Source organism: Sphingomonas sp. GM_Shp_2, assembly GCF_026540875.1.
Taxonomy (GTDB): Bacteria; Pseudomonadota; Alphaproteobacteria; order Sphingomonadales; family Sphingomonadaceae; genus Sphingomonas; species Sphingomonas carotinifaciens.
The window spans coordinates 1-26,879 of record NZ_JALNUQ010000055.1 but is presented as its reverse complement, the minus strand read 5'-3'; the positions used below and the strand labels follow the sequence as shown (position 1 = coordinate 26,879).

The window sequence follows — 26,879 nt, the reverse complement described above, 5'->3', positions numbered from 1 at the left end:
GTCGATGTCGAGCAGGTACTGACCGGCATCGCCCAGTCCAAGGGCAATCCGAACCTCAATTGGCGGACGTCGATCGTCGACCTGATGAAGCTGCTCGATCTCGATTCCAGCCTCGACAACCGCAAGGAACTGGCCACCGAACTCGGCTATAGCGGTGCCAAGGACGGCTCGGCCGAAATGAACATCTGGCTGCACAAGGCCGTGATGCGCGAGCTGGAAAAATCGGGTGGCCGTGTGCCGGCCAGCCTGAAGGACTGATCGCCGCCGGGCGTCTCGCCCGAAAGGGGCGGGGCGCCACGGGAACTTCATCCCCCGACGGCCCGTTCGTGGGGCTGTTACGGAAGGAAAAATCCATGCCAAACAAAACCTTGGGTCGCTCGGCCGGCCTTGGTCTCGGCGGCTTTGCGGTGGCGGCCATTGCCTGGGTCGTCGGCACCCGCTTTGTGCCTGAACTGCCCCCCATTCAGCCCGCTGCCAAGCGTGACACCGACACGGCGAGCAGCTCCACCGGCGGCACTGCCGCACCGCTCGGCGGTGACCGTGATCCGCGCACCGCGATCGATGCCAATCTGCCCAGCGGCCAGGCCGAGGCGGAGAAGCATTTTCATAACCAGACGCCCAATCCGTCCGCCGAACACGTCCCCACCGACCTGATGGGCGACCGCCACCCCGGCAACACCGATCGCGCGGTCGCGGCCTTCCGCCCCGATCCCACCGCGACCCCGACGGAGCAGGAAAAGGAGGCGTTGCGCCCCGCCACCGGTCCGGCCCCGACGCTGGTCGCCGATCGCGGCAGTGGCTTTTCGGAAGGCGCCGGCGCCGCCTGACGGCCGGGCAGGGGTCGCGACACCGCGGCCCCGCCAAGGAGAGGATGTTCCCATGAACTACAAGACGATCAGCTTCGGCCTCGGCCTGTTCTCCGTGGCACTCGGTCTGGCCGAAACGCTGGCACCAAAGCGCATCACCAGCGCGCTGGACAGCGAAGGCCATGAAACACTGGTGCGCAATTTCGGCCTGCGCGAGCTGGCCGCGGGTGCCGCACTGCTCACCGCCCCGGCGGCCGCGACCAATGTCTGGGGCCGTGTCGCCGGCGACGCGCTGGACATCGGCGCGCTTGGTCTTGCTGCGCGTTCAAACCCGCTCAACGGCGCCGTCTGGGGCGCGCTCGGCCTTGTTCTCGGCATCACGCTGGTCGATCTGCTCACTGCCCGCGGGCTGGATGCGCAGACCGGCAAGACCTCCCCCCGCCGCGAACACGCGACCGCCTGAGGCGGAATGCGACTGGAATGGAATTCGATCGTCTTCGGTCACCCTTACCCGTCCGCGGCTGCGCCGCTCCAGCATCGGGTCGGTCATGCCCCCGGCATGACCTGAACAGTGCGGGGCACCGTTCACCCGATGCTCCCGGTGGGGAGGGAAAAGACGCTGCAGGCGGCAAAGGGCGAGGACGACCATGTCTGATCGAATTCGACCCTAACCTCCCCGTTCGTCTCGAGTAATCGTCGAGTAGCGGCAAAGCCGCGTGTCGAGACGATGTATCGAGAGACATGCCGACGCGTGCGGCGCAAACTCGACACGCTCCGTCTGCGCTATTCGACACGAACGGTCCGTGCCGCCGCCCCGCCAACGCCAATAGTCCTGCCTGTAGCCAGCGTCGGATATGGGACACTTTCATGCGCTATAGCATCAGGCCTTCAACCTGATCCGTTCGTGCTGAGCGAAGTCGAAGCACAGTCACGTGAGCACAGCCTTCAACGTCGCTCAAGCCCGAACGGATGTCGGGTCAGGTTCCGAGCATGATGCTTCAAGGTGCCGGGATGCCGCCCCTCACGTCAGCGAGGATTTGCGCGGCACCGTCTCGTCCGGCTGCGGCTGTCCGCGGTCCAGCGTGTCGCTCGGCCGTCGTGCGTCGCCGCCCTGCTGATGCTCGGTCGACAGGTTGGGCCGCTCCGTCTCGGTCGTCGGCTTGATCGCGTCATCGTCCATGATCTGGCTCCTCCTGGGCCTTCAACCGCCAAGCTGAACGAAGTCTCCACGACTGGCACAGCCTGCGACACTTTTGCGGGAAAGTCGGGACAGGTCTGCGACGAACGGCGCCCATATGGTCATCAGGCCAAGATCACATGGCCGCGTAACCAAGGAGTAGACCCATGAAAGCCATCATCGCCGCCACCCTCGGGTTCGCCGCGCTGCTCCCCGCCGCCGCACAGGCCCAGCGTTGGGAGCCGATCAACGCCCGCCAGGCCAATCTGGAGCGGCGCATCGATCAGGGCATTCGCGCCGGCACGCTGAACCGTCGCGAGGCGGATCGCCTGCGCGTCCAGTTCCGCGATCTCGATCGGCTGGAACAGCGGTATCGCCGCAGCGGCGGTGGCCTGACTCGCGCCGAGCGGACCGATCTCAATCGTCGCTACGACGTGCTGTCGCAGCGGGTCCGCTTCCAGAAGCAGGATCGCCAGCAGCGCCGTTGGTAAAGCGCGGCAGCGGCTGGCCGACATCCCGCCACCGGTCGAGGATCTGCCCGGAGGCGGGCAATCGGTCACCGGCCGGCGCCGGGGCGGGGGCCGCCGCACCGCGTGGCCCGGTGGGTGCCTCCGCTGTCGCGACGGGGGTCGCACCGGGCAGCGGCGGTATCTCGACCGGCACCGCCGGGGCGACATCCGCCCCGCCCGGCGCCCCGCCCGGCGCCGCCCCGCCCGGCATCGGCTCCCCGCCTGCATAACGCTGCGTAAAGGCGGCCGCCGTGCCCCAATATCCCTTCCACCGGTGGAAGAAATGCGCGCCTACCACATCCGTCATCACCAGTGACCGTGCCCAGGACGGGCTGACCGCATAGGTGTGATAATGGGTGGCCAGCCCGACGCCGGCGAACACGCCGCCGGCCAGCGCCCCCGCCGCGGCTCGCGCCGCACGCGCCCAGCCGCTCGCCGATGGTGCCCGGCCCAGCGCCCCGTCGCAGGCGAAGCTGAACTGGCACCCCGCCTGCGCCGATCCCTGATAGACCACGCCGCACACGCTGGCCGGAAAGGCCGGATGCCGCACGCGGTTCAGCACCACCTGCGCCACCGCGCGCTCTCCGGCGTCGCTCTCGCCGCCCGCCTCGTAATAGATCGCCGCGGTCAGGCATTGCAGCGCGCGGGCGCGGTCGACGGCACTCGCCGCTCCCCAGCGAAACGGCGGGGCGGGCGTCACGCCAGCGTCGCCACGGTCGATCACGCCGGCGGGCAGGGGCGGCAGGTCGGCCGTCCCGGTGGCCCGGCCGGGCGCCGGTGGGCTGGACGCCGCAGCCTCCTCCACGGATCGCTGGACAGCCACCCGGGGCACCGCCGCCGCCGGCGGGCGCAGCGCCAGTCCCAGCGCGACCAGCAGCAGCAGGCCGACCAGCACCAGCCAACCCGCCAGCATGCGGCGCAGGGTGGCCCTGGAGACCGTGTACGGTGTGCTGCGACCCATCGGGGCAGTGCTACCGGTAAAAGGTCACCAATTTACCTTATTTCAGGCTGCCGCTGTCCAGATTGACCGCCGCGGCCGGCACCACCTCCACCTGGGGGTAGCGTGCCTTCAGCGCCGGCAGGAACTGCCTGGCGTCACCCACCACGACGATGCTCGCCGCTTTGGGATCGAGCAACGCGGCGGCTGCCGCCTGCACCGCCGCCGGATCGACGCCCTCCACCTTGGCGGTGTAGCGCTGCAACTCGTCCAGCGGCACGGACTGGACGACATAATCGCCCAACAGGCCGGCGATACCGTCCGTCGTCTCCACCGTGCGCCCGAAATTGCCGACCAGCACCGCCTGCCGCGTGGCAAGTTCGCCCTGAGGAACGGGCGCCTTGCCCAGCTTTTCCATCTCCGCGGAAATCAGCGTAACCACCTCTGCGGCAGACGGATTCTTGGTCTGGGTGCGCGCCGCGACCAGCCCGGGCCTGCGCCCCGCCTGAAGCCCGCTGCTCGCCCCGTACGCCAGCCCCCGCTTGATCCGCACCTCCTGATTCAACCGAGAAGAAAACCCGCCGCCCAGCACGGTGTTGGCGACGGCGAGGGGGTAATAGCGGGCATCGTCACGTGCGATGCCGGGCCGCGCGACGACGACGCCGGCCTGTCCGGCATCGGGCATGTCGACCACCACCACGCGTGGCGCGGGGAAGGCCGCCCGGTCGCCCGGCACCGCGGCCGTGGTGCCCTTGCCCTGCCACGTGCCCAGGTACCGCTTGGCCAGCGTCCGGGCGGCGGCCGGCGTGATGTCGCCGACCAGCACCAGTGCGGCCTGACCGGGCTGCCACGTCCGCTGATACGCCGCCTTCAGGTCCGCCTGGGTCAGCGTCTTCAACGAGGTCGGGGTACCCTCCAGCGGGGTGCCATATGGTTGATTGCCGAACACGACGCGGCTGGCGACCAGGCCCGACAGTTGCGCCGGGTTCTTCATCGCGACCGCGACGCCGTCGATCGTCTGCGTGCGTGCCCGCTCGATCTCCTCGGCGGCGAAGGCGGGATGCGTGGCGACATCGGCCAGGATGGTCATTGCGGGCGCAAGCTGGTCGGAGGTGACGGTCAGGTCGACGGAGGCCCCGTCGCGGCTGGCATCGCTGCCGATCGATCCGCCCAGGCTTTCCACCGCGCGCGCGATCTCGGCGGCGGACCGGGTGGTGGTGCCCATCGTCATCAGCCCGGCCGACAGGCTGCTCGCCCCCGCCTTGCCGGCCGGATCGGTCGCGGCGCCACCGACCGCCACCAGCGAGGCGGTGACCAGCGGCAGGTCGTGCCGCTCCACGGTGATGACGCGCAGGCCATTGGCCAGCCGCGTCTCGGCCACCTGCGGCAGCACGGGCTTCACCGGCGCGGCGGGCGGCGGCGGCAGCATGCGCTGCCCGGCGGGTGCCGGCGTGACGATGGCGATGTCGGCGGGTGCGGTCAGCGGGCGGGTGACGACGGTGGGGGCGACCGTCACCGTGTCGCCTGTCTTGCCCGTCTGCTCCGGCAGATAGCGCAGCAAGGCCGACTGGTTGTCAGCCAGATATTTGCGCGCGACCCGCTGGATGTCCGCGGCGGTGACGCGCTGCACCGCGGCCAGTTGCTTTTCGCTGGCGGTGGGATCGTCGTTGATGATGACGTTCTGCGCCAGCAGGAACGCCTTGCCCTCCGCCGTCTCGCGCCGCTTGATCGCGGCGGTCAGGATCTCGTTCTTGGCCTCGGCCAGTTCGGCCGGCGTGACGGCTTCGTCACGGAAGCGGGCCACTTCGCGGCGCAGCGCCGCCTCGCCGGCCGCGGCGTCCTTGCCGCCCGCCATGATCGCGAACACCGCATAGGTGCCCGTGCCCGCCCGCGTGTCGAACGAGGTCTGCGCACTCTGCGCCAGTTCGTCGCGGTAGACGAGGCTGCGATAGAGCCGCGAATTCTCGCCCGTTGCCATGATCGCGTCCAGCACCTGGAGCGCGGGCACGTCCGCATCGCGATCGGGCGGCAATTGCCAGCTCAGCAGGACCGCGGGCAGGGGGGTGTTGGCCTCGTACACCGTGCGGCTGACGGGGCGCTCCCGCGGCGGTTCGGTCACGGTGACGCGGGGGATCTCGCCGGCCGGGCGCTTGATCGGCGCGAAATACTGGTCGACCCAGCTGTTCAGTTGCGCGGGATCGAAATTGCCCGCCACCACCAGGATCGCATTGTCGGGCCGGTAATAGGTGGCGTGAAAGGCGCGCACGTCGTCGATCGTCGCCGAATCGAGATTCGCCACGTCACCGATCACCCCGCGCGCATAGGGGTGCACCGAATAGCTGATCTCGGGCAAATAGGTCTGGAACAGCTTGCCATAGGGCCGTGCGAAGCCCTGGCGATATTCCTCCTTCACCACGTCGCGTTCCGAGGCGAAGCTGGTCGGCTCCACCACCAGCGATGCCATGCGGTCCGCCTCCGCGAACAACAGCCGCTGCAGATGGTTGGCGGGGATTACCTCGAAATAATTGGTATAGTCGTCGCCGGTCGAGGCGTTGTTGTAGCCGCCGACATCCTCGGTCAGCCGGTCCATCTGTTCCGGCACCAGGTTGCGCGTCGCCTTGAACATCAAATGTTCGAACAGGTGCGCGAAGCCCGAGCGCCCGCGTGGATCGTCGCGCCCGCCGACGTCATACCACACCTGCACCGCTACGTTGGGCGTGGTCGTGTCGCGAATGGCATAGACGCGCAGGCCATTGGCCAGCGTGCGCTCGGTAAAGGGAATGGACGGGATGCGCGCGCTTGCGGCCGGCGGCTGGGGCTGCTCCTGCGCGGAAAGCGTGGCGGGCAGGGTGGCAACGCTCAACAGCAGGGCGGCACGCAAGCAGCGCATCATGTATCCTTTACTTGGGTTTCTTCTTGGACCGGCTGCGATCGGCATAGAGCGCTGCCGCGGCGATCGCGGCGGAACCGATGCCCACGCCAAGACCGATCTTGGCGAGCGGCCAGCGCTTGGCGGCGTCTTCCGCTGCCTCCGCCACGGCCTCGGCGGCGGCGGCGGCATGCGCCTTGGCATCCTTGGCGGCGGCAAGGATCTCGTTGGGGGCGTCGTCGGTACGGTCGGTCATTGCATCTCTCCCGTCGGGTTGCCGGCGTAGCGCGCGCGGAACGCGTTCGCAAAGGCTCTCAAGCGTCCTTCGCTGATGGCGGCGCGCAGATCAGCCATAAGCGTTTCATAGAACCAGATATTATGTTCCGTCATCAACATGGCGCCCAGTATCTCTCCGGCGCGCACGAGGTGATGGAGATAGGCACGACTCCAGGTTCGACAAACCGGGCAGCCGCAGGACGGGTCGAGCGGCCCCTGATCCTCGCCGTGGCGGGCATTGCGCAGGTTGAGCGGACCGCTGCGCGTGAACGCCTGGCCGGTACGGCCCGACCGCGTCGGCAGCACGCAGTCGAACATGTCGATGCCGCGTTCCACCGCGCCGACGATGTCGGTCGGCTTGCCGACTCCCATCAGATAGCGTGGCTTGTCCGCCGGCAATTGCCCCGGCGCGAAATCGAGGCAGCCGAACATCGCCTCCTGTCCCTCGCCGACCGCGAGGCCGCCGACCGCATAACCATCGAAATCGATATCGATCAGCGCGTCGGCCGACGCCTTGCGCAGCCCCTCGTCCAGCGCGCCCTGCTGGATGCCGAAGATCGCATTATGCTCGGCATGCGCGCCGCCCCCGTCGAACGCATCGCGGCTGCGCTTCGCCCAGCGCATCGAGCGCTCCATCGCGGCGGCCTGTACCTCGCGCGTCGAGGTGGTGGGCACCAGTTCGTCGAACGCCATGACGATGTTCGATCCCAGCAGCCGCTGGATCTCGATCGAGCGTTCCGGGCTGAGCAGGTGGCGGGTGCCGTCCAGATGGCTCTTGAACGCGACACCGTCCTCCGACCGCTTGGTCAGCTCCGCCAGGCTCATCACCTGATAGCCGCCCGAATCGGTCAGGATCGGCTTGTCCCAGCCCATGAAGCCGTGCAGCCCGCCCAGCCGGGCGACGCGCTCGGCACCGGGACGCAGCATCAGGTGATAGGTATTGCCCAGGATGATGTCCGCGCCCGATGCCGCGACATCGCCGGGCTTCATCGCCTTGACGGTGGCGGCGGTGCCGACCGGCATGAAGGCGGGGGTGCGGATCGTGCCGCGCTCCATGGCGATCGCGCCGGTGCGCGCGGGCCCGTCGGTGGCGTGGATGGAAAAGGCGAAACGGGTCATGCGTGTCAGTCTTTCCAGCGGGACCGTCCGGTCTCGCCCTTTGGCTTGCGGCCGCGCTCGGCAGGGCGGGTCGGCCCTTGCGCATCAATCGGCGCGGTCCGGAAGGTCAGCAGTTCGGCGCGGCTGATGCCATCGCCGCCATCCTTGTGGAAACGCGAATACAGCTTGGCGAAATGCGCCTGCAACTCGTCCAGCCCGACCATGTCGTCGCTGTTACGATCGACCTCGAACGGGCTGGGCAGCGCGTTGCGATCGCCCAGGAAACGCTGCGCCCAGTCCGCAAAGATCAGGTAGCGCATGCGGCCGGTGCCGCCCGTATCGACCAGGCGGAACGAGCGATCGACACAGGCCGACAGTTCGGCCCGGTCGGTGCGGCCATCGCCATCCTCATCGCACGCCGCGATGAACATCGCCACCGGCTCCAGCACCATCGTCGCAGGCGTCTGTGCGGACGGCTTGGCGGGGCCGGGCACGATGATCTCCGCCTCCTGCGCAGCCGGCGTGCCCGCCTGCATCAACAACGCCAGCACCAGCGCGATCATGCACCGTCCCCCGGCAGCAACAGCGACGCATCGCCATAGGAATAGAAGCGATATCCGGCGGCGATGGCGTGCGCATAGGCGGCCTGCATGCGCTCCAGTCCCATCAGCGCGGATACCAGCATGAACAGCGTCGACCGCGGCAGGTGGAAATTGGTCATCAGCCCGTCGATCCCCTTGAACCGGTAGCCGGGGGTGATGAAGATCGCGGTGTCGCCCTCGAACGGTCGCACGATCCGGTCCTCGCCGCTGGCGCTCTCGATCAGGCGCAGCGAGGTGGTGCCGACCGCGATGATCCGCCCGCCGGCCGCGCGCGTCGCGTTCAGCCGGTCCGCGGTCGCCTGGTCGATGCGGCCCCATTCCGCATGCATGCGGTGATCCGCGGTATCGTCCGCCTTGACCGGCAGGAAGGTACCCGCACCGACATGCAGGGTCAGCGTGGCATGGCCGATCCCAGCCGCCTCCAGGGCTTCGATCAGCCCGGGCGTGAAGTGCAGCGCCGCGGTCGGTGCCGCCACCGCGCCGGGTTCGTTGGCGAACATCGTCTGGTAATCGTCCGCATCGCGCGCCTCGATCCCGCGCTTCTGCGCGATATAGGGGGGCAGCGGCATGCGGCCGGCACGCTCCAGCAGCAACTCGACCGGCTCGTCACCGGCAAAGTCCAGCACGAAGCTGCCATCCTCGCCCCGCTCGCCCGCAGCGGCGGCAACGCCTGCGCCGAAATCGATCACATCGCCGTCGCGCAACCGCTTGGCATTGCGGATAAAGGCACGCCACCGGCGCGGCCCTTCGCGCTTGTGCAGCGTCGCCCCGATCCGCGCTTCGCCCCGCCGGCCTTCCAGTTGCGCCGGGATGACGCGCGTATCGTTGAAGACCAGCAGGTCGCCCGCACGCAGGCATCCGGGCAGGTCGCGCACTTCTGCGTCGCGCGTCGCCTCGCCATCCAGCACCAACATCCGCGCCGCATCGCGCGGGGCGGCGGGGTGCAGCGCGATGCGGTCGTTGGGAAGCGCGAAGTCGAAAAGGTCGACGTTCACTGGCGCTTCGGCGCGGCCTTCCGCGCCGCCGGCGCCGGAGTCCGGGCAGCCGGCTTGGGCGCGGCGACCGCGGCCCCCGGCAACGTCACCGGCGCGCCCAGTCCGGCCGCGGGGGCGGCGACGGGCAGCGGCTGGAAGGGCGGGGGATTGTCCGCCGCGATATAGGCATGGACGATCCGCGACGGGTTCGCCGGCGGCTCGCCCCGCTCGATCGGATCGACATATTGCATGCCGTCGATCACCCGGCCGAACACCGTGTACTTCTTGTCAAGCGCGAGGCGCGGCTGGAAAACGATAAAGAACTGGCTGTTGGCGCTGTTCGGATCATCGGCGCGTGCCGCCGACACCGATCCGCGCACGTGCGGCAGATAGTTGAATTCGGACGGGACGTTGGGCAGCTCCGACCCGCCGGTGCCATCGCCCTTGGGATCGCCGCCCTGTGCCATGAAGCCGTCGATCACGCGGTGGAACAGCAGTCCGTCATAGAAATGCTGTCGGGTCAGCGTCTTGATGCGCTCCACCATCTTGGGCGCGACATCGGGACGCAGCCAGATCGTCACCCGGCCGCCGGTCGACAGATCGAGCAGCCACAGATTTTCCTTGTCGGTGACCAGCGGCGGTGCCGCCCGCGGGGCCACCGGTGCCTGCACCTGCGCGGCGGCTGGCACCGCGAACAAGCTGGCCACCACTGCAACTATACCGGCGAAAACGCGCATCTTTTCCCCAAGGGCTATCAGGATCACGGCGCTCTAGAGCAAATCTGCACTTGCGCCAAACTGAACGTCGCGCAGGTAGCGTCGGGTTTCAGCTACCCTTGCGTCCGATCTGCCCGACCCGGGCCACCACCTCGTCGCGCACGGTCGGGGGCACGAAGCGGCCGATCTCGCCGCCGAACAGCGCGATTTCCTTGACCAGCCGGCTGGCGATGGGTTGCAGCGCCACGTCGGCCATCAGGAAGACGGTTTCAACCCGCGGATTGATCTGCTGGTTCATGCCGGCCATCTGATACTCGTACTCGAAATCGGCCACCGCGCGCAGGCCGCGAACGATCACGCGGGCGCCTTCGCGCTCGGCAAAATCCATCAGCAGCGAATCGAACGCGACGACATGGATCTCGCCGCCCACATCCGCCACCTCGCGCCGGACCATCGCCATGCGCTCGTCCAGCGTGAACATCGGCGATTTGGAGGGGTTGGTCGTCACCCCGATCACCAGCCGGTCGACCAGCTTCGCGCCGCGCCGGATGATGTCCATATGGCCCAGCGTGACCGGATCGAAGGTGCCGGGATAGACGCCGATCCGGGTCAATGGTCGCGCTCCACCACATAGCGGGCAACCGCGCGCAGCAAATCCGCCTCGGGCCCGTAATGGCGCAGATGCTCGACCGCCTGGTCGACCAGCATCCCGCACTGCGCCCGCGCCCGCTCCACGCCCAGCAGGGTCAGGAACGTCGCCTTGCCGGCATCGCCGTCCTTGCGCAGCTTCTTGCCCGCCACCGTCTCGTCGCCCTCGGCGTCCAGCAGGTCGTCGGCGATCTGGAAGGCAAGGCCCAGGTCATGCGCATATCCGCGCAGATGGGTCCGGCCCTCCGGCCCCACCCGGCCCAAGATCGCGCCCGCCTCCACCGCCGCGGTGATCAGGGCGCCCGTCTTCATCTGTTGCAGCCGGGTGACGGTGTTCAGATCGAAATCGCCGGTTTCCGCCTCCAGGTCCATCGCCTGTCCACCCGCCATCCCCGAGGGGCCGGAGGCACGCGCCAGGTCCAGAATCAGTTCGGCGCGGACATGCGGCTCGGGATGCGTGTCCGGCTCTGCCAATATCTCGAAGGCCAGCGCATGCAGGCAATCCCCTGCCAGGATCGCGGTCGCCTCGTCGAACGCCTTGTGCACGGTGGGCTTGCCACGGCGCATGTCGTCATCGTCCATCGCCGGCAGGTCGTCATGGATCAGGGAATAGACGTGGATCGCCTCCAGCGCGGTGGCGACGCGGGCTGCCCGGTCCTTGTCGACGTTGAACAGCGCCGCGGTGGCGAACACCAGCAACGGGCGCAGCCGCTTGCCCCCGCCGATCGCGGCGTGGCGCATCGCCCGGTACAGCGGCGCGCGTGGATCGTCCGGCACCTCCAGCAGCGCATCGAAGCGCGCATCGATCTCGGCTGCGACATCGGCCAGCGCGTCGCCCAGCATCACCGTGGCGGTCGCCATGCTCAGCCTGCCGCGAAGGGACGGGTAGCGGTCGGCTTGCCCTCGGCGTCCAGCCGGATCGCCTCGATCCGGGCCTGCGCCGCGTCCAGCCGCTCGGCGCAGCGCGCGCGCAGCCGGTCACCGCGCTCGTACAGGCGGATCGATTCGTCCAGGCTCGCCTCGCCGCTTTCCAGCCGGCCGACGATCCGCTCCAGCTCTTTCAGCGCGTCCTCAAACGACAGGTCTTCGATCGGAATATCCATGGCGCCTGCTATGGGCCAGCCGGGCAGGGGAGGCAAGGCAAGCGGCAGTTAACGAGCGTCCAGCGACCGTACCGTCCAGGTATAGAGCACGCGCACCCCGATCAGGCCGGTATCGAGCGCCGCCTGCATCTGATGTGGTGCCGGATCGCTGCGATCATGGGTGATCAGGCGGATATCGGCGGTCGGATGTCGCACGATCAACCCCAGCACCAGCAGGGCAATAACCGCAGCAATGATCCGACGCTCGCGCATGATCGATCTCCTGTCGCCCGGCGTATCGCCATTCCGGCGCGTATTCAACTGCTTGGCCGGGTTAGATCGCGGCAAAGAAGAAGGCCCCGGCAGCGGGATGCGCTGCCGGGGCCTCTTTGTCGAATCGACTGGCGGCTGGCCTTACTTCGCGTCGATCGCCTCGGCGCGGCCGCCCTTCTTCTTCTGCTTCTTGGGCGCGGCCGGCTCGATCGCGAAGGACAGCGCGCCGTCCTTCATCTTCACCGTCACCTCGCCGCCGTGCACCAGCTTGCCGAACAGCAATTCCTCGGCCAGCGGCTGCTTGATCTTCTCCTGGATAAGGCGGCCCATCGGCCGTGCGCCGTACAGCTTGTCATAGCCCTTTTCGGTCAGCCAGCTCTTGGCGGCATCGTCCAAGCTGATGTGCACGCTGCGATCGGCCAGTTGCAGTTCCAGTTGCAGGATGAACTTGTCCACCACCCGCGCCACGACCTCGGGCGGCAGGTATCCGAAGGGCACGATCGCATCCAGGCGGTTGCGGAATTCCGGCGTGAACATCCGCTGCACCGCCTGCTCGTCCTCGCCCTCGCGGGTCAGGTTGCCGAAGCCCACCGTCTCGCGCGCCATGTCGGACGCGCCGGCGTTCGTCGTCATGATCAGGATGGTGTTGCGGAAATCGACCGTCTTGCCATGGTGATCGGTCAGCTTCCCGTTGTCCATCACCTGGAGGAGGATGTTGAACAGGTCGGGATGCGCCTTCTCGATCTCGTCGAGCAACAGCACCGAATGCGGATTCTGGTCGACCGCATCGGTCAGCAGGCCGCCCTGGTCATAGCCGACATAGCCCGGAGGCGCACCGATCAGCCGGCTGACCGAATGGCGCTCCATATATTCCGACATGTCGAACCGCTGGAGCGGAATGCCCAGGATCGCGGCCAGCTGCTTGGCGACCTCGGTCTTGCCGACGCCGGTGGGGCCGGTGAACAGATAGTTGCCGATCGGCTTGTCCGGATCGCGCAGGCCCGCCCGGCTCAGCTTGATCGCCGCCGACAGGTTCTCGATCGCCTTGTTCTGGCCGAACACGACACGCTTCAGGTCGGTATCCAGCGTCTCCAGCACCTGCCGGTCGTCGGACGAGACCGATTTCGGCGGGATGCGCGCCATGGTCGCGATCACCGCCTCGATCTCCTTGGGCGTGATCGTCTTCTTGCGCTTGGACGGCGGCACCAGCATCTGCATCGCGCCCACCTCGTCGATCACGTCGATCGCCTTGTCGGGCAGCTTGCGGTCGTTGATGTAGCGCGCACTCAGCTCCACCGCCGACTTGATCGCATCGGGCGTATACTTGACCGAATGATGCTCCTCGAACGCGGAACGCAGTCCGGCGAGGATCTTGATCGTGTCCTCGATCGTCGGCTCGTTCACGTCGATCTTCTGGAACCGGCGCAGCAGCGCGCGATCCTTCTCGAAGTGGTTGCGGAACTCCTTGTAGGTGGTCGAACCGATGCAGCGGATCGTGCCGCCCGACAAGGCCGGCTTCAGCAGGTTGGACGCATCCATCGCGCCGCCGCTGGTGGCGCCAGCGCCGATCACGGTGTGGATCTCGTCGATGAACAGCACGGCATGCGGCATCTTTTCGAGTTCGTTCACGACCGCCTTCAGCCGCTCCTCGAAATCGCCGCGATAGCGCGTTCCGGCGAGCAGCGCGCCCATGTCGAGCGAGTAGATGACCGCCGGCTTCAGCACGTCGGGCACCTCGCCCTCGACGATCTTGCGCGCCAGTCCTTCCGCGATCGCGGTCTTGCCGACGCCCGGATCGCCCACATAGAGCGGATTGTTCTTCGACCGGCGGCACAGGATCTGCACGGTGCGGTCCACCTCGGGCCCGCGCCCGATCAGCGGATCGACCTTGCCGTTCTTGGCCTTTTCGTTGAGGTCGACGGTGAACTGCTTGAGCGCGCTTTCCGTCTTGCCCTTTTCGGGCTGCGCCTTGGCGGGCTTTTCCTCTTCGGCCGCGCCCTTGGGGCTGGCCGCCTCGCTCGCCTGACCCCCCTTGCCGACGCCGTGGCTGATGAAGCTCACCGCATCCAGCCGGCTCATGTCCTGCTGCTGGAGGAAATAGACCGCATAGGATTCGCGCTCGGAAAACAGCGCGACCAGCACGTTGGCGCCGGTCACTTCGTCGCGGCCCGACGACTGGACGTGCAGGATCGCGCGCTGCACCACGCGCTGGAACCCGCTGGTGGGCGAGGGGTCGGTGGCCGCATCGACCTTCAGCGCGTCCAGCTCGGTGTCCAGATAATGTGCCACGGTGGCCTTAAGCTCGCCCAGGTCCACCTGGCACGCCTGCATCACCTTGGACGCATGTTCGTCGTCGATCAGCGCGAGCAGCAGATGCTCCAGCGTCGCATATTCATGGCGCCGCGACGATGCGGCCTCCAGGGCCTTGTGCAGCGTGGTTTCGAGAGCGGGGGCGAAAGATGGCATCAGGGTACTCCAGTCGGGCAACCCGTCAGGGCATGCCCGTTGCACACTATGTCGGAACGCCGGGGGTCGGCATCAAGCATCACGCCGGATTCGATATCGCCCGCAACGGAGCCGCACCGGCAAATGGCGTCGCGCCCGGCCGGTGCACGGTGCCTCACCGCTTGAACAGCGCCTCTGCATCGACGCGGTGACGGCCCGCGCGCTGCATGTGATCGCGGGTCCGCGCCGCCTCCCGCTCCAGCGCCGCGACCCGCGCTTCCAGCTCGGCCAGCGACAGGGGATCGAGGTCCGCTTTCGCCAGCAGGGTCAGCGGGTCGTCGCGTCGGGCAGGAGAGTCGTCGATGTCCATGACGGGACGCAGCGTTGACCCGCCCGCCCGCGATGTCAATAACGGTGCCATTATCGGCAAACGGGGGCGATCGAATGGCGCAGGTGCCAGAGATGATGACGGCGATCGACCCGGAGGGGCATGGCGGGCCGGAGATACTCGTCCCCGTCACGCGCCCGGTGCCGCAACCCGCCGAGGGGGAGGTGCTGATCCGCGTCGCCGCTGCCGGCGTCAACCGGCCCGACGTGGCGCAGCGCCAGGGCAATTATCCCCCGCCGCCCGGCGCGCCGTCCATTCCCGGACTGGAGGTCGCCGGCACGATCGTCGCGCTCGGCCACGATGTGGACGATGCGCTGCTCGGCCAGCCGGTATGCGCGCTGGTATCGGGCGGCGGCTATGCCGAATATGTCGCGGTCTGCGCCGGCCAGTGCCTGCCCGTGCCCGACGGCCTGTCGATGGTCGAGGCCGCGGCGATTCCTGAAACGCTGTTCACCGTGTGGACCAACCTGTTCGAGCGCGCCTATGCGACGGAGGGGGATACGGTGCTGGTGCACGGCGGCACCAGCGGGATCGGCACCATGGCGATCCTGCTCGGCCGCATCTTCGGGCTGACCGTGATCGTCACCGCCGGTTCGGACGAGAAATGCGCCGCCGCCCGCGTGCTGGGCGCCGCGCACGCGATCAACTACAAGCGGCAGGATTTCGTCGCCGAGGTCAAGGCGATCACTGGCGGCAAGGGGGTGCAGGCGGTGCTCGACATGGTCGGCGGCGACTATGTGCCGCGCAACCTGCAATGTCTGGGCGAGGATGGCCGCCACGTCTCGATCGCGGTGCAGGGCGGGGCGGAGGCGACGATTCCCTTGTGGCAGGTTATGCGCCGCCGCCTGACGCTGACCGGCTCCACGCTGCGCGCCCGTGACGGCGCGTTCAAGTCGCTGGTCGCCGACGAGCTGATCCGCACCGTCTGGCCACATGTCGCGGCGGGCAAGCTGCGTCCGGTGATCGACCGCGTCTTCCCGCTGGCCGAGGCGGCGGCGGCACATGCGCGGATGGAGGCGGGGGATCATGTCGGCAAGATCGTGCTGACCATCGGATAGGCGCGGATAAGGGGCGGCGGCCCCGCGACACCTTGCCGAAATACCGCCGCGGTATTAAGTCGAAGCCATGCTAAGGCCGCTCCGATGAGGGGCGGCCCTTTTATTTTCCGACGGAGTGACCCCGTGGCCCAGCCGCTCATGCCCCATGCGACCGCCTCCTGGCTGGTCGACAACACGTCGCTCTCCTTCGAGCAGATCGCCGATTTCTGCGGCCTCCACATTCTGGAAGTGCAGGCGATCGCCGACGACACCGCCGCCACCAAGCTGACCGGCCGCGATCCGGTCCGCGCGCACGAGGTGACGCAGGACGAGATCGACAAGGGCCAGAAGAACCCCGACTATCGCCTGAAGATGACCAAGGGCCCCGAACAGGTCCGCCGTACCAAGGGGCCGCGCTACACGCCGGTCAGCAAGCGGCAGGACAAGCCGGACGGCATCGCCTGGATCATCCGCAACCATCCCGAGATTTCGGACGGTGCGATCTCCAACCTGATCGGCACGACGCGCACGACCATCGCCGCGATCCGCGACCGCAGCCACTGGAACATTGCCAACATCACGCCCAAGGATCCGGTGACGCTGGGCCTGACCACCCAGCGCGAGCTGGACACCGCCGTCTCCAAGGCCGGCAAGGCCGCGGGTACCGAGCCTGCCCCCACCGACACCCGCCTGGAGGGCGACCGCGAGGCCCTGATCGCCAGCCTGCGCGCCGAACGCGCGCAGCAGGAGCGTGACGCCGACGGCACCGGCCGCAGCGACGAGATCACCGACCCGCACGCGCTGTTCCGCAACTGATCGGCGCGCGGCCGGAAGGCTGAGGGAAAAGGGCATCGCCGGTCCGGCGGTGCCCTTTTTCGCGTCAGCGGATGCGCCGCGGGTCGATCACCACATGCGCGATACGCGTGCGATTGTGCGTGTAGGTGACATGCACCATCCCGTCGCGCGTCTGGATCACCGCCGGATAGGCATAGCCGTCGGGTACCGGTTCGCTCTCCAGCGTCAACACGGCGCGCCAATGCACGCCGTCATCGGACAGCCCGATGTTCAGCGGCCAGCGATCGCCGTCGCCCGGCGTGTCGGGTCGGTGCGCGGCGTGATTGTAGACGATCAGCTGCCGCCCGTCGCGCAGGGTCACCGCGTCTGTGCCGGCATTGGGATTGGGCAGGTCGATCGCGGCGAGCGGCGACCAGCTTTTGCCGCCATCGCGCGTCCAGCTCATCGCCAGCGCGCCCTGCCGCGTGCGCGCCACCAGTTCCATCCGGCCGTCGCGGTGGGTCAGGATGCTCGGCTGGATCGCCTCGATATGCATGGGGGAGGGGATGCGCGTCCCCACCTGCCACGTCCGGCCCTGATCCACGCTCCGCTCGATACGCAGCGACCAGTAATTGTCGGCAGCGCTGCCTTCCTCCCTGCTCGATGGTGCCAGCCATGCGCCATCGGGTGCGATCACCGGCTTGTTCTTGATCGGGCCCAGCACGCCATCGGGCAGGCGTCGGGGCGATGACCAGTGGCGGCCGCCATCGGCGGAGGTGATCACCATCCCCCACCATTCGCGCGGGCTCGGCCCCACCTTGTAGAACAGGTGCAGGTCTCCGCCCGGTGGCTGAAACAGCACCGGGTTCCAGGTCGGCTGGCCATCGCCGCGAGCGACCGCGACCGGCGTCGACCAGCCCTTGTCCCCGCGCCGCGCAAACCAGATTGCCACGTCGGGCCGGCTCTCGCCGGTACCTCCGAACCATGATGCGGCCAGTTCGCCACCGGGCAGCTCGACCAGCGTGGAGGCATGCGCCTGTGGATAGGGGGCGGTGCGGTAGATGAACTCGCGGAACAGGATCGGCGATGGCGCCTGCTCAGCGGCCGGCGCCGCCATGCTCATGACCACCGCCACCGCACCGACGGCCCCACGCCACCCGCTCAACAACACCGCCCGCCATTCTTGCCGCCATAGCGCGCCTCCTGCCGCTCGCGAAAGAACGCCACCTCGTTCATCGGCTCGGCATCGGGATGATGCTCGGCCATGTGGCGGCGATAGGCGTCGTAGCTGGGGACGCCGACCATCAGCCGCGCCGTTTCCGCCAGCCGGGCGAGAAACGCGCTCATTCCGCCGCCGCCAGCATCGGCGGCACCTCGGTCACGCTCGGCCGGTCGATGCGCCGCGCGCTCAGGCAGGCGCGCACCGCATAGACGAAGATCGCGATGACCACGCCCAGGAAGATTGCGCACAGGGCCGCGTCGATGCGGTCGTTGAACACGATCCGCCCCATCTCCGCCATCGACTTGGCCGGCGCCAGCACCTCACCGCGGCCTGCGGCGTCAGAGAACTTCGCCGCATGCGCCAGGAAGCCGACGCGCGGATCGGCCGAGAACAGCTTCAGCCACCCCGCCGACACGGTACAGGCGAGCAGCCAGACGGTCGGCACCACCGTGATCCAGGCGAACCGCTCGCGCTTCATCCGGAACAGCACCACGGTCGCCAGCATCAGCGCGACGGCGGCCAGCATCTGGTTGGAAATGCCGAACAGCGGCCACAGCGTGTTCACCCCGCCCAGCGGATCGGTCACGCCCTGATACAGGAAGAAGCCCCAGGCCGCGACGCACAGGGCGGTGGCGATCAGCCCCGGCGCCACCGCGCTCGTTCCCCGGAAGCGCGGCACCGCCAGCCCGATCAGGTCCTGGAGCATGAAGCGGCCCGCGCGCGTGCCCGCATCCACCGCGGTCAGGATGAACAGCGCTTCGAACAGGATGGCGAAGTGATACCAGAAAGCCTTCATCGCCTGTCCGCCGATCAGGTGGCTGAAGATTTCCGCCATCGCCACCGCCAGCGTCGGGGCGCCGCCCGCGCGGCTGATGATCGTGGTCTCGCCCACGTCGCGCGCCACCTGCGCCAGGGCGTCGCCGGAAATGGGAAAGCCCATCGCGGTCACCGCCGCCGCCGCGCTTGCCGGATCGGTGCCCAGCACCGCGGCCGGCGCGTTCATCGCGAAATAGATGCCGGGGTCCAGGATCGATGCGGCGACCAGCGCCATGATCGCCACCGCGCTTTCCATCAGCATCGCGCCGTATCCGATGAACGGCGCATGCGCCTCGCTGGCGATCAGCTTGGGCGTGGTGCCGCTGGCGATCAACGCGTGGAAGCCGGACACGGCACCGCAGGCGATGGTGATGAACAGGAACGGGAACAGGCTGCCCGCCCACACCGGGCCGGAGCCGTCGATGAACTGGGTCAGCGCCGGCATGCGCAGCGGCGGCGCCATGACGACGATGCCGATCGCCAGCGCCGCGATCGCCCCGATCTTGAGGAAGGTCGACAGGTAATCGCGCGGCGCTAGCAACAGCCAGACCGGCAGGACGGAGGCGACCGCGCCATATCCGATCAGGATGAAGCAGAGCTGGACGGGGGTAAAGGTGAACAGCGGCGCCAGCGTCGGCGACAGGGCGATCGACTGCCCGAAGATAATGGCGGCGATCAGGCCGATAAAGCCGATGATCGACACCTCCCCGATCCGGCCGGGCCGCACCCAGCGCGTATAGCCGCCCATCAGCATCGCCAGCGGGATCGTCGCCGCGACGGTGAACATCCCCCACGGACTCTCCGCCAGCGCCCGCACCACGATCAACGCCAGCACGGCGAGGATGATGACCATGATCATGAACGCGCCGAACAGGGCAACCGTGCCCGCGACCGCGCCCATCTCCATGCGGATCAGCTCGCCCAGCGAACGCCCGTCGCGCCGCATCGAGATGAACAGCACCAGAAAGTCCTGCACCGCGCCTGCCAGCACCACGCCCGCCAGGATCCACAGCGTGCCGGGCAGATAGCCCATCTGCGCGGCCAGCACCGGCCCCACCAGCGGTCCTGCCCCCGCAATCGCCGCGAAATGATGGCCGAACAGCACGGTGCGGTCGGTCGCGACGTAATCCAGCCCGTCCGCGCGGCGCACCGCCGGCGTCGGCCGCGACGGATCGATCCCGATCACCCGCGCGATGAACAGCGCATAGTAGCGATAGGCGATCAGATAGACCGACACCGCGGCCGCCACGATCCACAGCGCGCTAATCGGCTCGCCGCGCACGCTGGCGATCACGGCCAGGGCACCGGCGCCTCCCAGCGCCAGTGCGATCCAGGGGAGATGCTTTACCATGGCCCCATGTTCTAGACGGGCGCCGCCGCATTGCCAGAGCGGCCCGATGAAAATGTTTGCAGTCGCCGTTTTTTGAACATTCCGCTTGCCCCCATGGGGCCTGCCGGGCTGAAAGGCGCGCATGGCATCTTCGGCACCCCCCACCGCTGCACCGCTCGTCGTCGGCATCGGCGGCACGATCGGCAGCGTTTCCTCCACCGAGCGTGCGCTCCGCATCGCGGTGGAGGCGGCCGGGGCGGAAGGATTCCGCACCCGCGTCTTCGGCGGCGCCGATCTCGCCCGCCTCCCGCTCTACGACCCGCGCGCGCCCGAGCGTACCGCAGCGGAACAGGAGTTCGTCGCCACCGTCCGCCAGGCCTCCGCCGTCATCATCGCCAGCCCCGGCTATCACGGCAGCATTTCCGGCGTGGTGAAGAACGCGCTCGACCTGTTGGAGGAAACCGCGCGCGATCCGCGTCACTATCTGGCCGACATGCCCGTCGGCCTGATCGCCACCGCCTATGGCTGGCAGGCGACGGGCTCGACCATCGCGGCGCTGCGCTCGATCGTCCATGCCCTGCGCGGCTGGCCGACGCCCTTTGCCGCGGCGATCAACAGCCAGCTCACCAAGTTCGACGACGAGGGCAGCGCCAGCGAGCCCGCGGTAGTCGACCAACTACGCCTGGTCGGCCGTCAGGTCGCGCGCTTCGCCCCGCTCGCGGGAACGATCGAATCGAAGACATAGGGCAGTCGCCGTTCGCACGGGGGTGCACCCGTGCAGATGGCGCAGCCTTCAACCCTCCAGCCGCCCGATCACCGCGTCGGCAATCTCCGCCGCGATCGTCTCGGGCGGGCGCAGCGCGGCATGCGCCACCGTTTCCACCGTCATCCACTCGCCCAGCATCGCCGCATCCGCCATCGCGGCATAATTCGCCCGCACCCGCGCCTGAAGCCCCAGATCGGCTTCATACGCGTCATAGGTGTCGTCGGTGTAGCTGCGCCGCCGCTTCTGCGCGATCAGGGTGCGCGCCACCGCCAGCGGCGTATCCAGATAGACCGACAGATCAGGCACGGGCAGCGCGAACTGCCCGGTTTCCAGCCGCGCGATCCACGTCATCAGCGCCTCCGCCTCGCCATCCGGCACCTGCGCTGCCTGATACGCCATGTTGGACGCGATATAACGGTCGAACACCACCACGTCGTGGCGCGCCACCATGTCGACCAGATGCGCCCGCGACTCGAACCGGTCGAGCGCATAGAGGGTCGCGGCCGCCTGCGGGCTCACCGCGCGGGGCAATCGCTCCGCCAGATATTCGCCCAGCGCCCAGCCGCCCACCGTGTCGGTGTAGCGCGGAAAGGACAGCGCGCAGGCGGACAGCCCTTGTTCCGCCAGATGCGCCACCACCGCGGCGGTCGCGGTCGCCTTGCCGGCGCCGTCCGCCCCCTCGATCGCCAGCAGAAAGGCCATGCCGTCAGCCCCTCAGCCGTTCATGGTGGCGGATCACCTCGTCGATGATGAAACGCAGGAACTTCTCGGAAAATTCCGGGTCGAGCTGCGCATCGGCGGCCAGCTGGCGCAACCGCGCGATCTGCGCCTCCTCGCGCCCCGGATCGGCGGGCGGCAGGCCGTTTTCCGCTTTGTAGCGGCCGACCGCCTGCGTCACCTTGAACCGCTCGGCCAGCATGCACACCAAGGCGGCGTCGATATTGTCGATCGACTGGCGATAGCCCTTCAGCACGTCGTCCGGCACGAAATTCTCCTTGGCAACAGGCGGAGCCTCTTTGCGGGCGGGCCGGCGCAAGGGCAAGCGCTTCAGGCAAGAACACTTGCGTTCGCCCCCCGATGCCGTCACAGGCTGAACCCGTGTCCATGACCGCCACCGCCACCCGCCTCGCCCCGTCCGCGCCGTCGCTGGAGCCGATGGTCCAGCTCGTGTCGGCCGATCTTGATCGTGTGAACCAGGTGATCCTGGATCGCATGACCTCCGATATCCCGCTGATCCCGCAACTTGCCGGCCATCTGATCGCCGGGGGCGGAAAGCGCATGCGCCCGATGCTGACCCTCGCCAGCGCGCTGCTGCTGGACTATCAGGGGACGCATCACCACGTGCTCGCCGCCGCGGTCGAATTCATCCACACCGCCACGCTGCTGCACGACGACGTGGTCGATGGCTCGGACCTGCGCCGTGGCCGCCGCACCGCCAACATCATCTGGGGCAATCCGGCCAGCGTCCTGGTCGGCGATTTCCTGTTCAGCCGCTCGTTCCAGCTGATGGTCGAGGCGGGCAGCCTGAAGGTGCTCGACATCCTGTCGAATGCGTCCGCCGTCATCGCGGAGGGCGAGGTGAACCAGCTCACCGCCGCGCGGCAGGTGACGTTGACCGAGGATCGCTATCTGACGATCATCGACGCCAAGACCGCCGCACTCTTCGCCGCCGCCTGCCGCATCGCCGCGGTGGTCGCCGATCGGTCGGAGGCGGAGGAACAGGCGCTCGATGCCTATGGCCGCAATCTCGGCATCGCCTTCCAGCTCGTCGACGATGCGATCGACTATGTCTCGGACGCGGGCACGATGGGCAAGGATGCGGGCGACGATTTCCGCGAGGGCAAGATGACGCTGCCCGTCATCCTCGCCTATGCCCGCGGGTCGGACGAGGACAGCCGCTTCTGGAAGGACGCGGTGGAGGGGCGCCGCACCTCCGACGAGGATTTCGCCCATGCGATCGAGCTCGTCCGCCGTACCAAGGCCGTGGACGACACGCTCGCCCGCGCCCGCCATTATGGCAGCCTCGCGATCGAGGCGATCGCCCGCTTCCCCGCCAGCCCGGCCAAGGCGGCGATGATCGAAGCGGTCGAATTCGCGGTCGCGCGCGCCTATTGATCCTGTTGCGGGCGGGCAGGGTGCCGGCATGACGCTCCCGATCGACGCCGTTCTGCCCGACCTGCTCGCCGCGCTGGCGGGCGGGCGCAACGCCGTGCTCGTCGCGCCGCCGGGTGCCGGCAAGACGACCAGCGTCGCGCCCGCGCTGCTCGACCAGCCCTGGTGCGACGGCGAGATCCTGCTTCTTTCCCCCCGTCGCCTTGCCGCGCGCGCCGCGGCCGAGCGGATGGCGGCGATCGCGAACGAGCCCGTCGGCCGCCGCTTCGGCTACGCCACCCGCATGGACAGCGCGACCAGCGCCGCCACCCGCGTCACCGTGGTGACCGAGGGTATCTTTGTCGCCCGTATTCAGGCCGATCCCGAACTCGCCGGCGTCTCCGCCGTCCTGTTCGACGAGGTGCATGAGCGCAGTCTCGATGGCGATTTCGGCCTTGCCCTCGCGCTCGATGCGCAAGGCGGCTTCCGCGCCGACCTGCGCCTCGTCGCCATGTCCGCCACCCTCGACGGCAGCCGCTTCGCCACCCTGATGGGCCAGGCCCCCGTCATCCAGAGCGAAGGCCGCAGCTACCCGCTGGCGCTCCGCCATGTCGGCCGCGACCCGAACGCCCGCATCGAGGATGCGGTCGCCGCCACCATCCGCCGCGCCCTTGTCGAGGAGGAGGGCGGCATCCTCGCCTTTCTTCCCGGCGTCGGCGAGATCGAGCGCGTCGCCGAACGCCTCGCCACCCTGCCCGACGCCATCGCGCTCCACCTCCTGCACGGCACCCTCGACCCCGCCGCGCAACGCGCCGCCATCCGCCCCGATCCACAGGGCCGCCGCAAGCTCGTCCTCGCCTCCTCGATCGCGGAAACCAGCCTGACCCTCGACGGCATCCGCGTCGTGGTCGACTCCGGCCTTGCCCGCCGCCCGCGCTATGATCGCGCCGCCGGCATGACCCGCCTCGTCACCGAACGCGCCAGCCAGGCCGCCGTGGTGCAGCGTGCGGGCCGTGCCGCCCGGCAGGGGCCCGGGACCGCCTATCGGCTGTGGGAGGAAGCCGCGACCACCGGCCTGCCGCGCTTCGACCCGCCCGAGATATTGGAAGCGGACCTGTCGGCGCTGTTGCTCGCCACCGCCATCTGGGGCGTGGCGGACCCTCGCGACCTGAACTGGCTCGACGCTCCACCCGAACCTGCCGTGGTGGAGGCACGCGCCCGCCTCACCACCCTGGAGGCACTGGACGACACCGGTCGCCCCACCGCGCATGGCCGTGCCATCGCGCGTCTGCCGATGCCGCCGCGCCTTGCCCATATGCTGATCCGCGCCGCCGATCACGGCGCCACCACGCTCGCCGCCGACATCGCCGTCCTGCTCGGCGAACGCGGTCTCGGCGGCAACGATGTCGATCTGGACAATCGCCTGCGTCGGTGGCGCAGCGACCGGGGTCCCAAGGCCAACGCCGCCCGCGCGCTCGCCCGGCGATGGTCCACCCTCCCGTTACCGCGTGGAACAGGCGACCGGCTGGCCGAGCGACCCGATCTGGACGTCACACCGGGGCTTTGCCTTGCGCTTGCCTATCCCGATCGCATCGCGCGCCGCCGCGATCAGGGCGGCGAGCATTGGGCCTCTGTCGGTGGCCGTGGCTTCCGTCTCGATCCCGCGTCGCCGCTTGCCACCGCCGAATGGCTCGCCGTCGGCGAGACGCAGGGCGCGGCGTCGGGCGCGCGCATCCTCTCCGCCGCGGCGATCGATCCGTCGACCGTGGAGGCGCTGTTCGCCGATCGTATCGAGATCCGCCGCACGGCCGTCTTCGATCCCCTGACCGGCAGCGTCCAGCCGCAGCGCGAACGCCGCCTTGGTGCACTTCGCCTGTCGGGCGGTCCCGATTCGAACGCCGACCCCGCCACCATCGCCGCTGCGCTGCTGGAGGGGGTGCGTACCCACGGCCTCGATCGCCTGCCCTGGCCGGACGGCGCCCATGCCTACCGGGCACGGGCTGCCTATGCCGGCATCGCGCTGGATGACGCGGCGCTTGTCGATCGGCTGGACGAATGGCTTCCGCCGCTGCTGGAAAACCGCCGCCGGCTCGATGCCATTGCGCCGGCGGCGCTGACCGAGGCGATCCGCAACCTGCTCGACTGGGATGAACAGCGCCGGGTGGACGCCATGGCCCCGCCGCATTTCACCAGCCCGGCCGGGAGTACGCATGCGATCGATTATGCGGCGGAGGGTGGGCCGCGCGTCGAATTGCGGGCGCAGGCGTTGTTCGGGCTGGCCGAGCATCCGGTGATCGGCCGCGACCGCGTGCCCCTCGTCCTCAGCCTGACCTCGCCGGCCGGGCGACCGATCCAGACGACGCGCGATCTGCCCGGTTTCTGGGCGGGAAGCTGGGCGGCGGTCGCCAAGGAGATGCGCGGTCGGTATCCGCGCCATCCCTGGCCGGACGACCCTGCGGGTGCGGCGCCGACGCTGCGCACGAAAAAGGCGGATGCAAGAGCCGCCGGTTCGCGATAAGGAGACGCCATTATGGCCACTGCCCGTATCTTCAAGCGCCCCAAGAACGCCATGCAGTCCGGCAAAGCCCGGACCGATCACTGGCAGCTCGAATTCGCCCCCGCGGAGGCCAAGAAGGCCGATCCGCTGACCGGCTGGGCCGGCAGCGGCGACACGCGGGATCAGGTGCGTCTGTTCTTCCCGACGCTGGAGGCCGCGGTCGCCTATTGCGAGCGCGAGGGGATCGATCATCACGTCGTTCCCACCCCGACCGCGACCCTGAAGCTGCAGGCCTACGCCGACAATTTCCGCTGAGGCGGGTGGCCGGCGCTGGAAACGCGCGTTTTTGCGCGTTTCCAGCGACGCTGTCAGGCCAGCCCCGCGCCCAGCACGTAGAGCAGCTTTGAGTCGATCCCCAGTCCTTCGTCGCGCTTCTGCGCGATGAAGGCAGGCACCTCGGCCAGCGGCACGCGGTGGACGGTGATGTTCTCGCCCTCATGCCCGCCGCCGTCCGACACGCGTGTCAGCCCGCTCGCACGGACGAGGTTGAACCCTTCGGACGACATGCCGGGCGACGAATAGAAGAAGCCCAGGTCCTCGATCCGCTCCGGCCGGTAGCCGGTTTCCTCCTCCAGTTCGCGCGCGGCGGCGTCGGTCGTCGCTTCGCCGGCATCCTCGTCGCCGACCAGTCCGGCCGGCAGCTCCAGGCACGCGCGGCCGATCGGGATGCGGTGCTGCTCGACCAGGATCAGGTGGCCCTCATGCACCGCGACGATCACCGCCGCCCCGATGCCGCCGCGCCGCGCGACATATTCCCAGGTGCCTTCCTTGTGCGCGGCCAGGTATTTACCTTCCCAGACGACGCTCACAGTTCGATCAACCTGTCGGGCAATTCGTTCACGTCATTCTCCTTGGATGGGATGCGTTCGGCCAGGATCGTGCCGACCCGCTCGACCGCGGCGACGATCCCGTCCGCCGGGCGCCCGGCCCGCATCTCGGCCAGCAGAGGCGCCAGCGCCTCGCCCCAGCATTCGGGCGAGACATGGTCGTGGATCGCGGCGTCGGCGATGATCTCGGCACGGTGTTCCTCGGCGGATACGTAGAGCAGCACGCCGGTCCGCCCGGTCGTCCGCTTCTCCGCCCCCGCCCGAAACAGCGCCAATGCCTGCCGATGCACGCGCCGCGTCTTGGTGCGCCCCGGTGTCAGCGCCAGCCTCAAAGGCCGCCACGCCAGCAGCAGGCGTGCGCCCAGAAAGGTCAGCGTCGCCAGCACCAGCGCGATCAGCATCAGGGTGCGCGGGGAGGGGGCTTCGTCCCAGGGCTCGAAGGTCGCGTGCACCGCCTCGGCCATGCCCGGCACGCTGGCGAGCAGCGCCAGCATCAGCAGCATGGCGAGCACCGACCATTGCAATGCCGCATCGTGATAGGCGTCCGACCGGCGCGCCAGCACCGTCACGATCTCGCCCGCGGTGTTTGCCTCCGCACGGGCAACCGCCCCGGCGACGCGCGCATGATCCGTGTCGCTCAGCCGCATCACCAACTCCCC

Annotated in this window: 31 protein-coding genes; 10 read left to right on the top strand and 21 right to left on the bottom strand. The window is 68.7% G+C overall.

From position 1 onward, the window contains the following. From OXR08_RS16010 to OXR08_RS16000, 3 genes are all read left to right on the top strand, one after another. The coding region (locus OXR08_RS16010; protein WP_267351363.1) for a DUF3597 domain-containing protein at positions 1-258 on the top strand (258 nt) is incomplete at its 5' end. A gap of 95 nt (positions 259-353) precedes the next feature. After that, a complete protein-coding gene (locus OXR08_RS16005; protein WP_267351361.1) occupies positions 354-827 on the top strand; it encodes a hypothetical protein in 474 nt (157 codons plus the stop codon). Between the two features lie 52 nt (positions 828-879). Beyond that, positions 880-1,269, top strand: coding sequence for a hypothetical protein (locus tag OXR08_RS16000; RefSeq protein ID WP_267351360.1), 390 nt, complete (start codon positions 880-882; stop codon positions 1,267-1,269). Positions 1,270-1,827: 558 nt separating this feature from the next. Here OXR08_RS16000 and OXR08_RS15995 read toward each other — a convergent pair. After that, positions 1,828-1,986 (bottom strand): hypothetical protein, encoded by a 159-nt coding sequence (locus OXR08_RS15995; protein ID WP_267351359.1) that lies wholly within the window; start codon positions 1,984-1,986, stop codon positions 1,828-1,830. 164 nt (positions 1,987-2,150) lie between these two features. Here OXR08_RS15995 and OXR08_RS15990 point away from each other — a divergent pair, with 164 nt between their 5' ends. Further along, positions 2,151-2,474 (top strand): hypothetical protein, encoded by a 324-nt coding sequence (locus OXR08_RS15990; protein WP_112381938.1) that lies wholly within the window; start codon positions 2,151-2,153, stop codon positions 2,472-2,474. Here OXR08_RS15990 and OXR08_RS15985 read toward each other — a convergent pair. The 13 genes from OXR08_RS15985 to OXR08_RS15925 form a co-directional block, all read right to left on the bottom strand. Continuing rightward, entirely contained in the window at positions 2,401-3,453 is a 1,053-nt protein-coding gene (locus tag OXR08_RS15985) for a cell wall hydrolase (protein ID WP_267351358.1), read from the bottom strand. The genes OXR08_RS15990 and OXR08_RS15985 overlap by 74 nt on opposite strands. A gap of 37 nt (positions 3,454-3,490) precedes the next feature. Beyond that, positions 3,491-6,322 carry a pitrilysin family protein gene (locus OXR08_RS15980; protein ID WP_267351357.1) on the bottom strand — a complete coding sequence of 944 codons (2,832 nt, stop codon included), beginning with the start codon at positions 6,320-6,322 and terminating at the stop codon, positions 3,491-3,493. A gap of 7 nt (positions 6,323-6,329) precedes the next feature. Next, on the bottom strand, positions 6,330-6,554 hold the full coding sequence (locus tag OXR08_RS15975) for a hypothetical protein (RefSeq protein WP_112381940.1): 225 nt from the start codon (positions 6,552-6,554) through the stop codon (positions 6,330-6,332). Further along, the gene (tgt, locus tag OXR08_RS15970; protein WP_267351356.1) at positions 6,551-7,693 is read right to left on the bottom strand and encodes a tRNA guanosine(34) transglycosylase Tgt; all 1,143 of its coding nucleotides are present in this window, start codon (positions 7,691-7,693) and stop codon (positions 6,551-6,553) included. Before tgt ends, OXR08_RS15975 begins: the two co-directional genes overlap by 4 nt. Before the next feature lie 5 nt (positions 7,694-7,698). Beyond that, entirely contained in the window at positions 7,699-8,235 is a 537-nt protein-coding gene (locus tag OXR08_RS15965; protein ID WP_267351355.1) for an EF-hand domain-containing protein, read from the bottom strand. Further along, on the bottom strand, positions 8,232-9,269 hold the full coding sequence (gene queA / locus OXR08_RS15960) for a tRNA preQ1(34) S-adenosylmethionine ribosyltransferase-isomerase QueA (RefSeq protein WP_267351354.1): 1,038 nt from the start codon (positions 9,267-9,269) through the stop codon (positions 8,232-8,234). Before queA ends, OXR08_RS15965 begins: the two co-directional genes overlap by 4 nt. After that, positions 9,266-9,985 carry a peptidylprolyl isomerase gene (locus tag OXR08_RS15955; protein ID WP_112381943.1) on the bottom strand — a complete coding sequence of 240 codons (720 nt, stop codon included), beginning with the start codon at positions 9,983-9,985 and terminating at the stop codon, positions 9,266-9,268. The genes queA and OXR08_RS15955 overlap by 4 nt, the downstream gene beginning before the upstream one ends. Before the next feature lie 88 nt (positions 9,986-10,073). After that, positions 10,074-10,577, bottom strand: coding sequence for a pantetheine-phosphate adenylyltransferase (gene coaD, locus OXR08_RS15950; protein WP_267351353.1), 504 nt, complete (start codon positions 10,575-10,577; stop codon positions 10,074-10,076). Beyond that, positions 10,574-11,473, bottom strand: coding sequence for a polyprenyl synthetase family protein (locus OXR08_RS15945; protein WP_149682246.1), 900 nt, complete (start codon positions 11,471-11,473; stop codon positions 10,574-10,576). Before OXR08_RS15945 ends, coaD begins: the two co-directional genes overlap by 4 nt. Positions 11,474-11,475: 2 nt before the next feature. Continuing rightward, complete coding sequence (locus tag OXR08_RS15940) at positions 11,476-11,715, bottom strand: exodeoxyribonuclease VII small subunit (RefSeq protein WP_112381946.1); 240 nt, start codon at positions 11,713-11,715, stop codon at positions 11,476-11,478. Between the two features lie 48 nt (positions 11,716-11,763). After that, positions 11,764-11,967: a hypothetical protein gene (locus OXR08_RS15935; RefSeq protein ID WP_112381947.1), complete on the bottom strand. Its 204-nt coding sequence runs from the start codon at positions 11,965-11,967 to the stop codon at positions 11,764-11,766. Between the two features lie 141 nt (positions 11,968-12,108). Next, on the bottom strand, positions 12,109-14,433 hold the full coding sequence (gene clpA / locus OXR08_RS15930) for an ATP-dependent Clp protease ATP-binding subunit ClpA (RefSeq protein ID WP_112381948.1): 2,325 nt from the start codon (positions 14,431-14,433) through the stop codon (positions 12,109-12,111). A gap of 154 nt (positions 14,434-14,587) precedes the next feature. Next, complete coding sequence (locus OXR08_RS15925; protein WP_112381949.1) at positions 14,588-14,782, bottom strand: DUF1192 domain-containing protein; 195 nt, start codon at positions 14,780-14,782, stop codon at positions 14,588-14,590. 95 nt (positions 14,783-14,877) lie between these two features. Between OXR08_RS15925 and OXR08_RS15920 the strand changes: the two genes are divergently transcribed. Both OXR08_RS15920 and OXR08_RS15915 read left to right on the top strand, forming a co-directional pair. Then, complete coding sequence (locus tag OXR08_RS15920) at positions 14,878-15,858, top strand: NAD(P)H-quinone oxidoreductase (RefSeq protein WP_267351368.1); 981 nt, start codon at positions 14,878-14,880, stop codon at positions 15,856-15,858. A gap of 123 nt (positions 15,859-15,981) precedes the next feature. Next, a complete protein-coding gene (locus OXR08_RS15915) occupies positions 15,982-16,653 on the top strand; it encodes a DUF1013 domain-containing protein (protein ID WP_112381950.1) in 672 nt (223 codons plus the stop codon). A 64-nt stretch (positions 16,654-16,717) separates the two neighbouring features. On the opposite strand, the gene OXR08_RS15910 is transcribed toward OXR08_RS15915, so the two are convergent. The 3 genes from OXR08_RS15910 to OXR08_RS15900 are packed head-to-tail and all read right to left on the bottom strand — an operon-like array spanning position 16,718 to position 20,000. Beyond that, positions 16,718-17,782: a sialidase family protein gene (locus OXR08_RS15910; protein WP_267351352.1), complete on the bottom strand. Its 1,065-nt coding sequence runs from the start codon at positions 17,780-17,782 to the stop codon at positions 16,718-16,720. Beyond that, positions 17,773-17,958, bottom strand: a complete 186-nt coding sequence (locus OXR08_RS15905; protein ID WP_112381951.1) for a CstA-like transporter-associated (seleno)protein — start codon at positions 17,956-17,958, stop codon at positions 17,773-17,775. The genes OXR08_RS15910 and OXR08_RS15905 overlap by 10 nt, the downstream gene beginning before the upstream one ends. Next, complete coding sequence (locus OXR08_RS15900) at positions 17,955-20,000, bottom strand: carbon starvation CstA family protein (protein ID WP_267351351.1); 2,046 nt, start codon at positions 19,998-20,000, stop codon at positions 17,955-17,957. Before OXR08_RS15900 ends, OXR08_RS15905 begins: the two co-directional genes overlap by 4 nt. A gap of 121 nt (positions 20,001-20,121) precedes the next feature. On the opposite strand from OXR08_RS15900, the gene OXR08_RS15895 reads away from it, so the two are divergent. After that, positions 20,122-20,724, top strand: coding sequence for an NAD(P)H-dependent oxidoreductase (locus tag OXR08_RS15895; protein WP_267351350.1), 603 nt, complete (start codon positions 20,122-20,124; stop codon positions 20,722-20,724). Between the two features lie 48 nt (positions 20,725-20,772). On the opposite strand, the gene OXR08_RS15890 is transcribed toward OXR08_RS15895, so the two are convergent. Together OXR08_RS15890 and OXR08_RS15885 are read right to left on the bottom strand one after the other, a co-directional pair. Continuing rightward, complete coding sequence (locus OXR08_RS15890) at positions 20,773-21,447, bottom strand: thymidylate kinase (RefSeq protein WP_267351349.1); 675 nt, start codon at positions 21,445-21,447, stop codon at positions 20,773-20,775. A 4-nt stretch (positions 21,448-21,451) separates the two neighbouring features. Next, complete coding sequence (locus tag OXR08_RS15885; protein WP_112381955.1) at positions 21,452-21,730, bottom strand: chorismate mutase; 279 nt, start codon at positions 21,728-21,730, stop codon at positions 21,452-21,454. Between the two features lie 119 nt (positions 21,731-21,849). On the opposite strand from OXR08_RS15885, the gene OXR08_RS15880 reads away from it, so the two are divergent. Genes OXR08_RS15880 through OXR08_RS15870 form a run of 3 tightly spaced genes read left to right on the top strand, consistent with a single transcriptional unit; the run spans position 21,850 to position 25,648 of the window. Further along, a complete protein-coding gene (locus tag OXR08_RS15880; RefSeq protein ID WP_149682379.1) occupies positions 21,850-22,860 on the top strand; it encodes a polyprenyl synthetase family protein in 1,011 nt (336 codons plus the stop codon). A gap of 28 nt (positions 22,861-22,888) precedes the next feature. Then, positions 22,889-25,354, top strand: coding sequence for an ATP-dependent helicase HrpB (hrpB, locus tag OXR08_RS15875; protein ID WP_267351348.1), 2,466 nt, complete (start codon positions 22,889-22,891; stop codon positions 25,352-25,354). Positions 25,355-25,366: 12 nt separating this feature from the next. Further along, a complete protein-coding gene (locus OXR08_RS15870) occupies positions 25,367-25,648 on the top strand; it encodes an ETC complex I subunit (protein WP_112381958.1) in 282 nt (93 codons plus the stop codon). Between the two features lie 53 nt (positions 25,649-25,701). On the opposite strand, the gene OXR08_RS15865 is transcribed toward OXR08_RS15870, so the two are convergent. Further along, positions 25,702-26,202, bottom strand: a complete 501-nt coding sequence (locus OXR08_RS15865) for an NUDIX hydrolase (protein WP_267351347.1) — start codon at positions 26,200-26,202, stop codon at positions 25,702-25,704. Further along, the gene (locus OXR08_RS15860) at positions 26,199-26,870 is read right to left on the bottom strand and encodes a hypothetical protein (protein WP_346731915.1); all 672 of its coding nucleotides are present in this window, start codon (positions 26,868-26,870) and stop codon (positions 26,199-26,201) included. Before OXR08_RS15860 ends, OXR08_RS15865 begins: the two co-directional genes overlap by 4 nt. Positions 26,871-26,879 lie beyond the last annotated feature (9 nt).

Coding starts and splice junctions, on each gene's coding strand:
- OXR08_RS16005 (WP_267351361.1), top strand. CDS start 354: ATGCCAAACAAAACCTTGGGTCGCTCGGCCGGCCTTGGTCTCGGCGGC.
- OXR08_RS16000 (WP_267351360.1), top strand. CDS start 880: ATGAACTACAAGACGATCAGCTTCGGCCTCGGCCTGTTCTCCGTGGCA.
- OXR08_RS15995 (WP_267351359.1), bottom strand. CDS start 1,986: ATGGACGATGACGCGATCAAGCCGACGACCGAGACGGAGCGGCCCAAC.
- OXR08_RS15990 (WP_112381938.1), top strand. CDS start 2,151: ATGAAAGCCATCATCGCCGCCACCCTCGGGTTCGCCGCGCTGCTCCCC.
- OXR08_RS15985 (WP_267351358.1), bottom strand. CDS start 3,453: ATGGGTCGCAGCACACCGTACACGGTCTCCAGGGCCACCCTGCGCCGC.
- OXR08_RS15980 (WP_267351357.1), bottom strand. CDS start 6,322: ATGATGCGCTGCTTGCGTGCCGCCCTGCTGTTGAGCGTTGCCACCCTG.
- OXR08_RS15975 (WP_112381940.1), bottom strand. CDS start 6,554: ATGACCGACCGTACCGACGACGCCCCCAACGAGATCCTTGCCGCCGCC.
- tgt (WP_267351356.1), bottom strand. CDS start 7,693: ATGACCCGTTTCGCCTTTTCCATCCACGCCACCGACGGGCCCGCGCGC.
- OXR08_RS15965 (WP_267351355.1), bottom strand. CDS start 8,235: ATGATCGCGCTGGTGCTGGCGTTGTTGATGCAGGCGGGCACGCCGGCT.
- OXR08_RS15955 (WP_112381943.1), bottom strand. CDS start 9,985: ATGCGCGTTTTCGCCGGTATAGTTGCAGTGGTGGCCAGCTTGTTCGCG.
- OXR08_RS15945 (WP_149682246.1), bottom strand. CDS start 11,473: ATGGCGACCGCCACGGTGATGCTGGGCGACGCGCTGGCCGATGTCGCA.
- OXR08_RS15940 (WP_112381946.1), bottom strand. CDS start 11,715: ATGGATATTCCGATCGAAGACCTGTCGTTTGAGGACGCGCTGAAAGAG.
- OXR08_RS15935 (WP_112381947.1), bottom strand. CDS start 11,967: ATGCGCGAGCGTCGGATCATTGCTGCGGTTATTGCCCTGCTGGTGCTG.
- clpA (WP_112381948.1), bottom strand. CDS start 14,433: ATGCCATCTTTCGCCCCCGCTCTCGAAACCACGCTGCACAAGGCCCTG.
- OXR08_RS15925 (WP_112381949.1), bottom strand. CDS start 14,782: ATGGACATCGACGACTCTCCTGCCCGACGCGACGACCCGCTGACCCTG.
- OXR08_RS15920 (WP_267351368.1), top strand. CDS start 14,878: ATGACGGCGATCGACCCGGAGGGGCATGGCGGGCCGGAGATACTCGTC.
- OXR08_RS15905 (WP_112381951.1), bottom strand. CDS start 17,958: ATGAGCGCGTTTCTCGCCCGGCTGGCGGAAACGGCGCGGCTGATGGTC.
- OXR08_RS15900 (WP_267351351.1), bottom strand. CDS start 20,000: ATGGTAAAGCATCTCCCCTGGATCGCACTGGCGCTGGGAGGCGCCGGT.
- OXR08_RS15895 (WP_267351350.1), top strand. CDS start 20,122: ATGGCATCTTCGGCACCCCCCACCGCTGCACCGCTCGTCGTCGGCATC.
- OXR08_RS15890 (WP_267351349.1), bottom strand. CDS start 21,447: ATGGCCTTTCTGCTGGCGATCGAGGGGGCGGACGGCGCCGGCAAGGCG.
- OXR08_RS15880 (WP_149682379.1), top strand. CDS start 21,850: ATGACCGCCACCGCCACCCGCCTCGCCCCGTCCGCGCCGTCGCTGGAG.
- hrpB (WP_267351348.1), top strand. CDS start 22,889: ATGACGCTCCCGATCGACGCCGTTCTGCCCGACCTGCTCGCCGCGCTG.
- OXR08_RS15870 (WP_112381958.1), top strand. CDS start 25,367: ATGGCCACTGCCCGTATCTTCAAGCGCCCCAAGAACGCCATGCAGTCC.